This is a genomic window from Halomonas sp. KM007 (assembly GCF_050709225.1).
In the GTDB taxonomy this organism is placed as follows: Bacteria; Pseudomonadota; Gammaproteobacteria; order Pseudomonadales; family Halomonadaceae; genus Vreelandella; species Vreelandella hamiltonii.
The window spans coordinates 2,052,921-2,065,806 of sequence record NZ_CP136131.1; the positions used below are offsets into that span (position 1 = coordinate 2,052,921).

Consider the following 12,886-nt stretch of genomic DNA (forward strand, 5'->3'; position numbering starts at 1 on the left):
TATTCACCCGGTCCGCCCTTTGCGAGGGCGACTACCAGGAGCACTGCATGACGATCCCCACTTCCACACCGCCCATCGTGGTGGCTGCGCTGTACAAATTTGTCACCCTGAACGACTTCGAAGCGCTGCGCGAGCCGCTGCACCAGACCATGCTGGCCAACGGCGTCAAAGGCACGCTGCTGTTGGCCAAAGAGGGCATCAACGGCACCGTGGCCGGCAGCCGTGAAGGCATCGATGCGCTGCTGGCCTGGCTGACCGCCGACCCGCGCCTTGCCGATATCGACCATAAAGAGTCGTTCTGCGACGAGCCGCCGTTCTACCGCACCAAGGTGAAGCTGAAAAAGGAGATCGTGACGCTGGGTGTGCCGGGCATCGACCCCAACGACACCGTGGGCACTTACGTCGAGCCGGAAAACTGGAACGACGTGATCTCCGACCCGGAAGTGCTGGTGATCGATACCCGTAACGACTACGAAGTCGCGATTGGCAGCTTCGAAGGCGCGGTCGACCCCAGGACCACCACGTTCCGCGAGTTTCCCGAGTACGTGCGCCAGCACTACAACCCGGAGCAGCACAAGAAGGTGGCGATGTTCTGCACCGGCGGCATTCGCTGCGAGAAAGCCTCCAGCTTCATGCTGAAAGAGGGCTTCGAAGAGGTATACCACCTGAAGGGCGGCGTGCTCAATTACCTGGAAAAGGTGCCGGAAGAGCAGTCGCTGTGGCGCGGCGAGTGCTTCGTGTTCGATAACCGCGTCACCGTGCGCCATGATCTCACCGAGGGCGAGCACGAGCAGTGCCACGCATGTCGCATGCCGATCTCTCAGGAAGATATGCAGTCGTCGGCCTATGAGCCCGGCATCAGCTGCCCGCACTGTATCGACTCATTGCCTGAGAAAACCCGCGCCGCCGCCCGCGAGCGTCAGCGCCAGATCGAGCTGGCCAAAGCCCGTGGTGAGCCTCATCCGCTGGGCTATAACCATCGCCAAGGCACTCGCGAGAAAGCGTAATCATCCTGGTCGACGATGTGGCAGAAGGCATCGATGCGTTTATCGAAAAGCGCGCGCCTCGCTGGCAGCATCGCTAGTACACGCTGCTAGCCATTGGTGGAATTTGTTTCCGTAAACGCGACAGCGCCCCCTGCTGCGCGTTATCCTGCTGGCTTTTTACGTATTGAGCGCCGTCAGGAGAGTGCCAGGTGAGTGAAGTCAAGCGCAGGTCAGTCGGACGTCCGGCGGGAGCCACGAAAGCGAGCGGAGGGCATAGCCAATCGTTGGTGCGTGGCCTCACGCTGCTCGAATATCTATCCGCTAGCCCGCTGGGCCTTGCGCTTTCAGAGCTGGCGGAAATGGCTGATCTTGCCCCTTCCACCACTCATCGCCTGCTTCAGGCGCTGCAAAGCCAGGGGTTCGTCACCCAGGAGAGCGAGCAAGGCCTGTGGCGCATCGACGTGAAAACCTTCCGCATCGGCAACAGCTTTCTGGAAGCCCGCGACGTGGTGGCGAAAAGCCGTCCGTTCCTGCGCCGCCTGACGGCAGAGACTGGCGAAACGGCCAACCTGGGCATTCGCGATGGCGCCACGGCGGTGTTTTTGGCCCAGAACGAATCGCCGCAAATGATGCGCATGATCACGCGGCTGGGGTCGCGGGCACCGCTGCACGCCTCTGGGGTGGGCAAGGCGCTGCTGGCCTGGATGAGCGAAGAGGAGCGCAACGCGCTGCTGGCAGGCGGGTACGAGCTGGCGCGCGTCACGGAAAACACGCGTTATCAGGTCGATTCGCTGTTGGCGGAAATGGCCGCCATTCGTGCCCAGGGCTTTGCCTGTGACCGTGAAGAGCACGCCATTGGCCTGCACTGCGTGGCCGCGTGTATTTTCGATGAGCACGCCACCCCCTTGGCGGCCATTTCCGTTTCCGGGCCCATGGCGCGCATTCCAGAAGATCGCCTGCTGGCGTTGGGGGCGCTGGTGCGTCGCACGGCCGACGACATCACCCTGCAAATGGGTGGCCAACGGCCTCGTTAATTGCCGATGATTGCGCATGTTTAGTCTGTTTTGGGTGGCACTCGCCAGTGCCACACTACTGCCGGGCGGCTCTGAAGTGTGGCTGGCCAGGCTCTGGTGCCTGGGTGAGCCCGCGCTGGGGTTGTGGCTGGTCGCCACGGCGGGCAATACGCTGGGCAGCGTGATCAACGTGGCCATGGGCCGCTATGCCCGCCAGTTTCAGGATCGTCGCTGGTTCCCTGCATCACCGCAAGGGTTGGCCCGCGCAGAGCGTTGGTACCATCGCTTTGGTGAGTACAGCCTGCTGTTCTCGTGGTTACCGGTGGTGGGCGACCCGCTCACCGTCCTGGCCGGCGTCATGCGGTTGGCCTGGTGGCGGGCGCTGCTTTGGATCGTGCTGGCCAAGGGCGCGCGCTATGCGCTGTTGATCGTCATGGCCCAGCAGTGGCTGGCCCCTTACTGCCAATAAGGCACTGCTATGCGGTTGTCTAAGGTCTGCGCGACGGTGTCTTCGTGGGTGCGCCAAAAGCAGTCGCGTTAACGTCTCTTGCATTTAGGCATGTTACCCTAGCGTATGTTATGTCAGGTTTGCATTCCTGATGGATGCACTATTCTGTGTGGACGTGTCTGTGTGGACGTGTCTGTGTGGACGTGTCTGTGTGGACGTGTCTGTGTGGACGTGTCTGTGCGGGCACGCGTAGGCAGGCTCTTGGCGAATCGCAGGATCGCAAACACTCACCCAAAGGGAGGTTATGGTGTGACGTCACTACGTTTATTACCCTGGCTAGGCGTCTGGATGATGGCGCTGTTCGCCTTATTGGCCGGCCCCGCCATGGCGCAAACCACGCTGGGCGGTGACAATGAAGCGCCGGATACGAGCGCCGAGCAGCCGCCCTCGTATTCTGCGCTGGCGGACTTGCTGGAAGATGAGCAGGCCCGCCAGGAGCTGATCGAGCTGCTGCGCCACCAAGCGTCGGCGCTGCCTCCAGGGCTGGCCAACGAGCTCTCCCCGGAAGCCGCGGCTGCCGGTGGCAATGTCGCACCCGAAGATGTCTCGCTGCCGCGCCAGCTGGCCGAACTGACCAGCCGCACGGTGAGTGATGTCGGGGGCCAGCTGGAGCAGGCTATCTCGATCGTCGGCAGTCTGTTCTCGGGGCAAGGGGCCAGCACTTTCAATATGGCCGACTTCACCAATGCCGCGATCAATCTTGGCATCGTCATCATTGCCACGTTTGCCCTGTTCTTTACCTTCCGTCGTCTCGCCAAGACGCTGTTTACTAAGCTTAGTGCCTGGTCGTTGGCCGGTGGCAACCTGACCCCGGTGCTGCGTCTCGTGCTATGCGTGGCGCTTGCCGCGGTAGTAGATGTGCTGCTGGTGGCGCTGGCCTACGTGGGCGGCAATCTGATCGCCACGTTTGCGGTGGGCGAAACGGGCGAGCTGTCTACCCGGGCCTCGCTGTTCCTGAACGCGTTCCTGATCATCGAGCTGCTCAAGGCGGCAGTGCGCATGCTGTTCTCCTCCCGCTATGAGGGACTGCGGCTGCTGCATATTTCTGCCCAGGAAGCCTCCTATTGGAATCGCTGGATCGCCCGCCTGATCGGTATGGTGGGCTATGGCCTGATGGTGGTCGTACCGCTGGTCAACTATTACCTGGCCCCGACCTTGGGGCAGGCCGTGGGCACCTTCATCATGCTGCTGGCCTTCGTCTATGCCGTGGCGGTGGTGCTGAAGAACCGTGTTCGACTGCGGAATAACCTGAACCTGATGGGCGACCGTTCGACGCTGATGGCCAGCCGCGTGTCGCTGCACCTTTTTGCCCGTACGTGGCACCTGTTTGCTCTGCTCTACTTCCTGATGGTGTTCGTACTGACCCTGACCCGCCCGGGCGACGCACTGCCCTTCGTGCTCATGGCCACGCTGAAAACGCTGGTGGCGGTGGTGGTGGGGCTGCTGCTGTCCACCTTCCTCACCCAGACCATCGGCCGTCGTATTCAGCTGTCGGATGACCTGCGGCGCAAGCTGCCGCTGCTGGAAGCGCGCCTGAACAGCTATGTGCCCAATGCCCTGCGCGTGCTGCGCACCATCATTGTCGTGGCTGTGATCATGGTGGTGCTGGATGCTTGGGGAGCGTTCAATCTCGCCGCCTGGTACGCCTCCGAGCGCGGTGCCAACCTGGTGGGCAATCTGATCAGCGTGGCGGTCATTCTGATCGTATCGCTGGGCGTATGGCTGGGGCTGGCGAGCCTGATCGAGCACAAGCTGAACCCCGAGACGGGCGACGGGGAGCCCTCGGCGCGTGCCAAGACGCTGCTTAGCCTGTTCCGCAATGCACTGGCCATTGCCATGGTGACCATTACCGGCATGATCGTGCTGTCGGAGATCGGCATCAACATTGGGCCGTTGATTGCCGGTGCCGGTGTGCTGGGTCTGGCGATCGGTTTCGGTGCCCAGAGACTGGTGCAGGACGTCATCACCGGCGTCTTCATCCAGGTGGAAAACGCGATGAATACCGGCGATGTGGTGACCGTAGGGGGTATTACCGGTACCGCAGAGCGCTTGAGTATTCGCTCGGTGGGTATCCGCGACCTCTCCGGTACTTATCACATTGTGCCGTTCTCCAGTGTCGATACCGTCTCCAACTACATGCGTGAGTACGGTAATCACCTGGGCGAGTACGGCATTGCCTACCGCGAGAACATCGACGATGCCATTGCCCAGCTCCAACTGGCCTTCGAAGACCTCAAAGCCAGCACAGAGCACAGTCACAAGCTGTTGGCAGACATGACCGTGGCGGGTGTTACTTCGCTGGCCGACAGCTCGGTCAATATCCGTGTGGTCATCAAGACCACGCCGGGTGACCAGTGGGGCGTTGGCCGGGCATACAACCGCCTCGTCAAGATGCGCTTCGACTCGGCGGGTATCGAAATTCCGTTCCCGCATACCACCCTGTACTTCGGGCAGGACAAGTCCGGCTCTGCGCCGCCTGCCAACCTGCGTGTCATGAAACAGGACTTCACCATCGATGGTAGCCCGGCAGGGCAGCCCAAACGAGCAGAGCTCGAAGTGGATGACCGCCATCACCCTCGTCGTGGAAAAGCACCGAGTCAGCAAGAGGCTGAGCACCACAAGCCCGACGATGAGGAAGTGTGATCCTCGCCGCATCAGCGACAAGGCCGCCTTCGGGCGGCCTTGTCGTATGCGCAGAGTCTGCCAGGCTCACTCGCCCGGATAATTTTCTGAGTGACGTCCCACCAGGTTGATGGACTCCCCGCCGTCCACGAACAGCACCTGGCCCACCACGAAGTCGTTGTCCAGCAAGTAGTACAAGGCTTGTACGAGATGCGCTGGGCTTCCCTGGTGATCGGCAGGAATACCCTCGATGCGCCACTGAACATAGTCGCTGGTGCGCTGTGATGCGGGCAGCACGACGCCAGGGGCGATGCCATTGATGCGTAGGCGAGGTGCAAACTCCAGCGCCGCCATGCGCGTCATGTCTGCCAGACTTTTCTTGGATAGCAGGTAGGCCGCATAAGGGTACTGATGGTAAGCCACCTTGTTGTCGATGATATTGATGACCTGGCCGTGTTTGACCACCTCGGCAAAGTGGCGCGTCAATAGCAGCGGGGTGAACATATTGACCCGAAACTGGGTCTCCAGCATGGCCAGGTTTGTCTGGGCGATGGGCGCAGGCTCATAGGCTGAGGCGCTATTGAGCAGCACATTCAAACCGGGAAAGCGCGCTGTCGCCCGTTGAATCAGTGTTTCCGGTGAGTCGTTCAAAAAGTCGCAGGGAAGAATCTCGCACTCCCTCCCTTTACGACGAATCACCGTGGCCACCTCTTCAGCCTCCCCTCGGGAGCTATTCACGTGCAGGGCGATATTGAAGCCTTTGTCGGCCAGGGCTTCTGCAAAATGGCGTCCAAGTCGTGTGGCGCCGCCGGTGACCAGTGCCGCAGGTGTTGGCATGAAAAGTCCCTCGCTGTCGGTATGGTGAGTCATGATGGGGGTTTGATCACCAAGACTCTGCGTGAGCGCAGCGTTTGTCAATAAATTGTACAGAGCTTGAACAAAATGCGTGGCGGTTTACTCTGTAGAGAGCCTGAGCGAGCTATTTTTTTGGGGTGCCATGGCGGTTCGACAGTGCCCTTGGTCGGTAACTCCATCACGGTTTTTATCTGGAATACTGCTATGCCCCCAACGTCGTCATATGGAGCACCTGACACCATGCATCATGAATGCGTGATTTCACTGGGTTCCAATATCGAACCCGAGCACCATTTTGCCCGAGCACTGGACATTTTAAGCAGCGAGTGTGAGCTGGTCGCCCACTCGGAGGCTGTTCGTACGGCACCGGTTGGCTTTCAGCAGCAGCCTGACTTTCTCAATGCTGCGCTGGTGGTTCGCACCACGCTGGAGCGGCACGCCTTCAAGGCCTATTTGAAGGATGTCGAGCATCGCCTGGGACGCGTGCGTGGGCCGATCAAGTCGGGGCCTCGTACCATGGATTTGGACATCGTGGCCTGGGATGGCGAGATAGTGGACGAAGGCTATTTTCAGCACGACTACGTGCGTGGCCCGGTCGATGCCGTGCTAGCCGACAGCGGGCGCTCGCTAATCAGTGCAGGCCCTGTCCGACATAATTGATGCGACAGGCCTCACGTTTTCGGGGTGGCGGCCGATAATTACGCTAACCGCGCCCTGCGCGTTTACTTTCGAGGTCATGCCCGTGCTTAGCCTTGCGACCAACATCACGTCGCTGCTGGTGATGAACAATTTACGTACGAGCCAGCAGGCCATGCAGACCTCCATGCAGCGCCTGTCTTCCGGCTTGCGTATCAATAGCGCGAAGGACGACCCCGCTGGTCAGGCCATTGCCAATCGCATGGGCGCGCAGATTCGAGGCATGAACCAGGCCATTCGTAACACCAACGATGGCATCTCCATGGTGCAAACGGCGGAAGGCTCGCTGAACCAGATCAACGACAACCTTCAACGTATCCGTGAGCTGAGCGTTCAAGCCCTCAACGGCACCAACTCTTCCGAAGATTTGGCCTCTATCCAGCTGGAAATCGATCAGCGCCTGGAAGAGATCACCCGCGTCACTGAGCAGAGTAACTTCAACGGCATTCCTCTGATCAACGCAGATCGGACCCTGAACATTCAGGTGGGTGCCAATGCGGGGGATGTGATTGGCGTTCGTTTTTCCGCCATGGGGCTTCAGGCGCTTGGGCTGGAAGGTTTTAGCGTGCTGGACGATGGCACGGCCACCGACAAGCCCATGGACGTGGTGGATGAAGCCATGAAGCTGGTCGACCGCCAGCGCAGCTACCTGGGCGCCGTGCAGAACCGCTTCGAAAGCGTGATCGACGGCCTCAACACCAACATCATCAACACCTCTGCCGCCCAGTCACGCATCCAGGACGCCGACTACGCGCAGGAAGTCTCCAACCTGATTCGTGCCCAGCTGTTGCAGCAGGTCGGCATCTCCATGCTGGCTCAGGTCAACCAGCAGCCGCAGGTGATTCTGCGGCTGCTGCAAGGCTTGTAAGCCGAGATCAGTCGATGATCCCTTGCTCCCGCGCCATGGCGTAAGCCGCTTGCGGGCCGTTCCAGAGTGACGGCAGCAGGATCAGCGAGACGGGAATCGCGGTAATCACGATGAGCTGCTGCAGCGCGCCAATCTGGCCTGCGCCCATGTACAGCAGAACCGCCGCCATCAGTGCCATGGCGATCCCCCAGAACGCACGCATGTAAGGGCTGGGCGCATCATGCCCCGCTCCTACCACGGCAATGGCATAGCTCATGGAGTCGCCGGTGGTGGCCACGAAGATGGTGGTCAGCAGCAAGATGGCCATGGCCATCCAGGTGCCGCCAGGCAGTGCCTGGGCTACGGTGAGGGTAGCCACGTCGAACTGGAAGTTGTTGAGCGCTTCGGTGATATCGATCACGTCGGTCAATTGGTAGTAAATGCCGGTACCGCCCAGCAGCGTGAACCAGATGGTCGTCGCCAAGGGGGCGAGCACGGCCACCGCCAGAATCATTTCGCGTATCGTGCGCCCTCTGGAAATACGCGCTACGAAAATCGCCATCAGCGGCGCATAGCCGATGAACCAGGCGAAGAAGAACACCGTCCACCACTGCATCCACCAAGCGGGCGCGGTGTCGGCGGTCATGGTGGCCATGGTGAAAAAGCCGCTGACATACGCACCCATGCTGGCCATGTAGCTATTCATCAGAAACAGCGTGGGGCCAAAAACCACAATCACGGCACCAATGGCCAGTGCCAACAGCACGTTGAAACGGCTGAGCAGTTGGATGCCTTTGTGTACCCCACTCATGGAGGAGAGCACATAGATGGCCCCTAATATGGCCAGGATGATCAGCTGGCCGGTGTAACCTTCCGGCAGGCCGAACAGCTCATGCAGGCCGAAACTGACCTGAGTCGCCAGAAAGCCAATCGGCCCCACGGTCCCCGCCACGACACCGATCACACAGCAGGCATCCACCACGCTGCCCAGCGGGCCGCGCATCAGGCGCTCACCGAACACCGGATAAAGGAGCGTTCTGGGCTGAAGCGGCTGGCCTTTGACGTAATGCGCATGCGCCAATACTACCGCCGTGAGCGAGCCCAATACCGCCCAGGCCATGAACCCCCAGTGGGTAAACGACTGGGCCAAGGCACCTGCCACCGCCTCGGCAGTGCCGGGGTCGGTATCGAAAGCGGGGGGCGTAACGACAAAGTGATAGATTGGCTCGCCTGTGGCGAAAAACACCCCACCACCGCCCAGCAGAGCGCACAGAATGATCGACACCCACTTGAAGGTGCCCATTTCTGGTGCATCCAGATTGCCGATACGCGCCTTGGCTGCTGGTGTCAGCGCCAGGCCCATGGCAATCAGGAAAGTCATCAATAGCAGCAGTTGAAAGTAGCTTCCCAGGGTGAGCGCCGTCCAGGCAAATCCTTGGCTGATGGTGCTGGCTACCCGCTCGATGTCATACAGCGAAAGTGACAGGAAGGCCACGATGAAACCAATGCTGAGCACCAGTACGATGGGGTCTCCAAAGGGACGCCGTGTGGCTTCCTCGGTGGGGCGAGAAGAGTGCGTCATGTCGAATACCTGTTCAGGATCGAAGGGGGAGTAGGCAGGGTAAGGGCATGGCTTGAGCGTGTTACGGAGCAAAACCGCAGCACAAAAAAAAGCGCCATTCAATGAATGGCGCGAGGACAGGAAACTGAGCACAGTATACCGTCGGGTTAGACCAAAGTCTAACGATTTGGCCAAAATGTTTTCTAATGGTGCGAGATGGGTGTGGTGCGCACCATTTTGGCACTTTCAGGCGCAATGAGGGACCCGTTCGCTTATCTAAGCGCATGAATGAACAGTAAAAAGCAAAAGATGGCAGCGTTGCTGCAAAGCATCTTCAATATTGTATACAAGGTGCTCACTGCCATGCCGGCTCGCTCCCGTACTGCCCGTTCCTCTTTGTTTCCGCTAGCGCTATTTGGCGCGGTGCTGATGATGCCGCTCGGCGCTGCTGCCGAGACGACCTCGATTCGCTTCCAGCTGGACTGGCGCTTCGAAGGCCCGGCAGCGCCGTTTCTGATGGCAGCCGAAAAAGGCTACTTCGCCGAAGAAGGTCTGCAGGTTCAGATCGATTCGGGAAGCGGCTCTGCAGGGGCGGTGAACCGGGTGGCCTCGGGCGCCTATGAGATGGGCTTTGGCGATCTCAACGCGCTGGTCGAATTCCTTGCGGAAAACCCGGAAGGCCCCGGCATCAAGGGCGTCTATATCGTTTATGACGGCACGCCCGCGGCGGTGTTTGCGCGCAAGGAGAGCGGCATCGAGAGCCCCGCTGACCTGGCAGGCAAGACCATCGCCGCCCCGGCCTTCGACACCGGCTATCGCGCCTGGGGCATCTTTGCCGCTGCCAATGGGCTGGAGGCCGACGCGGTGGCGTGGCAAAACGTCGACCCTGCGCTACGCGAAACCCTGCTGACCCGGGGCGATGTCGATGCCATCACCGGCTTCTACTTCACCAGCCTGCTCAACCTGGAAGAGCGCGGCATGAGCGAAGACGAGCTGACCATCATGCCGTTCCCCGACTACGGCGTCCCGCTGTACGGCAACGCGATTCTGGTCAGTGATGCCTTTGCCGATGCCAACCCCGAGGCCGTGCAGGGCTTTCTGCGCGCCTTCAACCGTGCGCTGGGAGAGACCCTGGCAGACCCCGAAGCAGCCATCGAGTACGTGCGTAACCGCGACGGCCTGATCGATGTCGAGATGGAAACGCGTCGCCTGAAGCTGGCGTTGGAGAGCGTGGTGGATACCCCCGATGCCCGTGAATATGGCGTGGGCGGTGTGGATGACGAGCGGTTGAGCCAGGCGATTCAACTGGTGGCGGATGCTTACGATCTGCCCACGTTGCCATCCCCCGATCAGGTCTTTGACTCCCGCTACCTGCCGCCGGTAGAAGAGCGCATGCTGCTGCCGGAGGCGGAGTGATGTCGGCAGCGTTCGTCCGCTTCGATGACGTCAGCCTGGCGTACGACGGCTCGGGCAACGCCATCGAAGATATCGACCTGTCGATCCACGAAGGCGAGTTCGTCGCCTTCGTGGGGCCGTCAGGGTGTGGCAAATCCACCTTCATGAAGCTGTGTACCGGCCTGCATGCCCCTACGCAGGGAAGCATCCAGGTGGATGGGCTGCCCGTGACCGGGCCTTTGAAAATCACCGGCATGGCGTTCCAGAATGCCAACCTGCTGCCCTGGCGTACCACTCTGGACAACGTGCTGCTGCCGCTGGAAATCGTCGAGCCCTATCGGAAGCAGTTTCGCAAGCGCCGGGAAGAGTTCAAAGGCTGGGCTCGGGCGCTGCTCGAGACGGTGGGCCTGGCCGAGCATGAAAACAAGTACCCCTGGGAGCTGTCGGGGGGCATGCAGCAGCGAGCGTCCATCTGTCGCGCGCTGATTCATCGGCCGCGCTTGCTGATGCTGGACGAGCCCTTTGGCGCGCTGGATGCGTTCACCCGTGAAGAGCTCTGGTGCGTCTTGCGTGACCTGTGGGAGGCCCAACGCTTTACCGTGGTGTTGGTGACCCATGACCTGCGCGAAGCCGCTTTCCTGGCCGACACCGTCTATGTCATGAGCCGTCGTCCGGGGCGCGTGATCGAGCGGCGCTCCATCGAACTGCCTCGCCCTCGGGCGCTGGAAACCACCTACCAGAAACCGTTCATTGACCTGGTGCAGTCGCTGCGCGCCCAGATCGGTGAAGTGCGCAGCGCCTGAAGGAATGCCCATGAACCACAATCGCAAGCTGGCCGAGCGGCTGGCTCCCTGGATCGCCATGGCGGGGCTGGTGGTGATCTGGGAAGTGACGGTACGCCTGTTCAACGTGCCCAGCTTTATTTTTCCCAGCGCGCTGGACACGGTTCAGGCGCTGGTGACCTACGCCGGGCCCATCGGCAAGCACTCCTGGCAAACCTTCTGGACCACGCTGATTGGCTTTGGCCTGGGCGTTGCCGTGGGGCTGTTGCTGGGCTTCAGCATCGGCTCGTCGCGCTTTTTGTACAACGCCTGCTACCCGCTGCTGGTGGGGTTCAACGCCATTCCCAAGGTGGCCTTCGTGCCCATTCTGGTGGTCTGGTTCGGCATCGGCTCGGTGCCCGCAATACTCACCGCCTTCCTGATCTGCTTCTTCCCCATCGTGGTGAACGTGGCCACCGGCCTGGCGACCCTGGAGCCTGAGATGGAAGATGTGCTGAGAGTGCTGGGCGCACGGCGCATCGATGTGCTGCTCAAGGTGGGCTTGCCGCGTTCGCTGCCGTACTTCTTCGCCTCGCTGAAAATCGCCATCACGCTGGCCTTCGTGGGCACGGTGGTGTCCGAGACCGTGGCCTCCAACCAGGGCATTGGCTACCTCATGATGAGCGCGGGCTCACAGATGCGCATGGGGCTGGTATTTGCCGGGCTGCTGGTGATCAGTGCCATGGCCATGGTGATGTACGAGCTGTTCTCGCTGCTGGAAAAGCGCATGACCGCCTGGGCACACCGCGGGCAGCAGCGCCAATAGGCGGTCAGGCTACCAGCGGTAGAGGAGCGACGCGCTGGTGGTATGGTCGGTCCGCTCGCTGGCCTCTTCGGGGGGCTGGGAGTTGCGCTTGATCTCATGAGACAGGCGCAGCGACAGCCGCGAATTCAGGCGTGCCGTGAGGGCCGACAGCGAGCGCGAGGTGGTGTTCTCATGGGTATACTCCACCGACATCTCCTGGCGTAGGTCCGCGAACTGGGAGAACTCCCAGCGGTAGTCCAGCGCCGAGTAGGCCACGCCCAGTTGCTCGTTCTCATCGTCACGCAGCCGGTCATGGCGATAGCCGGGCCCTGCTTCCAGGGAAAGGTAGTGGCGCTCGCCATCCACGATCTGTCGACCATAGCCACCGATGGCGGTGAGCTGCTGATCGTAGCCCGCAAAGCGGTCCTTTTCCCAGCGGGCAAACCCAAACAGGTAATGCGGGCCGTTGAAGTCATAGCGCTCCCGCCCCGCCACGAGATACTGCTCCGCGCTGGTCTCGCCATCCTTGCTGACATTACGCACTTCTGCCCGAAATGAGTGGGTGAAGTCGCCGGTCAGCCAGGTGAGCAGCGTTTTGCCGATCAGCGTGCGGCTGTCGGTATTGCCGGAGAGCTGGTTGAAACCAAGCTCGGCGTCGCCGCTGAAGATGGGCGCATCTTCCTGGGGCGGCGGGGGCGCATAGAACGGGTTGGCTGCGGCAGCCCCCGCCCAGAGCGGGCAGCTGGCCAGTAACAGGTAGCGTGAAAGGTGTCGCACTTTTCTCCTCCTTGAGTGTTGCGGTGGGCAGGGAGTATATAAGCCGCTGGGTGAAAAAGC

The 12,886-nt window shown here is 60.9% G+C and carries 12 protein-coding genes; 9 read left to right on the plus strand and 3 right to left on the minus strand.

Annotated elements, in window-relative coordinates; all coding sequences use genetic code 11:
* The first annotated feature begins 47 nt into the window (after positions 1–47).
* The 4 genes from trhO to ybiO all read left to right on the plus strand — a co-directional run bounded on the left by trhO (position 48) and on the right by ybiO (position 5,150).
* On the plus strand, positions 48–1,007 hold the full coding sequence (gene trhO / locus RVM27_RS09675; RefSeq protein WP_498956431.1) for a rhodanese-related sulfurtransferase: 960 nt from the start codon (positions 48–50) through the stop codon (positions 1,005–1,007).
* A 188-nt stretch (positions 1,008–1,195) separates the two neighbouring features.
* Positions 1,196–2,020, plus strand: a complete 825-nt coding sequence (locus tag RVM27_RS09680) for an IclR family transcriptional regulator domain-containing protein (protein ID WP_227407288.1) — start codon at positions 1,196–1,198, stop codon at positions 2,018–2,020.
* A 16-nt stretch (positions 2,021–2,036) separates the two neighbouring features.
* On the plus strand, positions 2,037–2,468 hold the full coding sequence (locus RVM27_RS09685; protein ID WP_081135907.1) for a YqaA family protein: 432 nt from the start codon (positions 2,037–2,039) through the stop codon (positions 2,466–2,468).
* A gap of 288 nt (positions 2,469–2,756) precedes the next feature.
* Positions 2,757–5,150, plus strand: a complete 2,394-nt coding sequence (ybiO, locus tag RVM27_RS09690) for a mechanosensitive channel protein (RefSeq protein ID WP_498956432.1) — start codon at positions 2,757–2,759, stop codon at positions 5,148–5,150.
* Between the two features lie 66 nt (positions 5,151–5,216).
* Here ybiO and RVM27_RS09695 read toward each other — a convergent pair whose 3' ends face one another.
* Positions 5,217–5,966 carry a Rossmann-fold NAD(P)-binding domain-containing protein gene (locus RVM27_RS09695; RefSeq protein ID WP_498956433.1) on the minus strand — a complete coding sequence of 250 codons (750 nt, stop codon included), beginning with the start codon at positions 5,964–5,966 and terminating at the stop codon, positions 5,217–5,219.
* A 258-nt stretch (positions 5,967–6,224) separates the two neighbouring features.
* Between RVM27_RS09695 and folK the strand changes: the two genes are divergently transcribed.
* Complete coding sequence (gene folK, locus RVM27_RS09700) at positions 6,225–6,644, plus strand: 2-amino-4-hydroxy-6-hydroxymethyldihydropteridine diphosphokinase (RefSeq protein ID WP_016915383.1); 420 nt, start codon at positions 6,225–6,227, stop codon at positions 6,642–6,644.
* Positions 6,645–6,726: 82 nt separating this feature from the next.
* Positions 6,727–7,548 carry a flagellin family protein gene (locus RVM27_RS09705; protein WP_498956434.1) on the plus strand — a complete coding sequence of 274 codons (822 nt, stop codon included), beginning with the start codon at positions 6,727–6,729 and terminating at the stop codon, positions 7,546–7,548.
* Between the two features lie 7 nt (positions 7,549–7,555).
* Here RVM27_RS09705 and RVM27_RS09710 read toward each other — a convergent pair whose 3' ends face one another.
* A complete protein-coding gene (locus RVM27_RS09710) occupies positions 7,556–9,109 on the minus strand; it encodes a BCCT family transporter (protein ID WP_498956435.1) in 1,554 nt (517 codons plus the stop codon).
* A gap of 342 nt (positions 9,110–9,451) precedes the next feature.
* On the opposite strand from RVM27_RS09710, the gene RVM27_RS09715 reads away from it, so the two are divergent.
* From RVM27_RS09715 to RVM27_RS09725, 3 genes are read left to right on the plus strand one after another with little or no spacing between them, the layout of a single operon-like run.
* Positions 9,452–10,504 (plus strand): ABC transporter substrate-binding protein, encoded by a 1,053-nt coding sequence (locus tag RVM27_RS09715; protein WP_498956436.1) that lies wholly within the window; start codon positions 9,452–9,454, stop codon positions 10,502–10,504.
* A complete protein-coding gene (locus RVM27_RS09720; protein ID WP_227407273.1) occupies positions 10,504–11,286 on the plus strand; it encodes an ABC transporter ATP-binding protein in 783 nt (260 codons plus the stop codon). Before RVM27_RS09715 ends, RVM27_RS09720 begins: the two co-directional genes overlap by 1 nt.
* 10 nt (positions 11,287–11,296) lie before the next feature.
* A complete protein-coding gene (locus tag RVM27_RS09725; protein WP_193461300.1) occupies positions 11,297–12,070 on the plus strand; it encodes an ABC transporter permease in 774 nt (257 codons plus the stop codon).
* A 9-nt stretch (positions 12,071–12,079) separates the two neighbouring features.
* Here RVM27_RS09725 and RVM27_RS09730 read toward each other — a convergent pair whose 3' ends face one another.
* Complete coding sequence (locus tag RVM27_RS09730; protein WP_039178631.1) at positions 12,080–12,826, minus strand: DUF481 domain-containing protein; 747 nt, start codon at positions 12,824–12,826, stop codon at positions 12,080–12,082.
* Between the last annotated feature and the right edge of the window lie 60 nt (positions 12,827–12,886).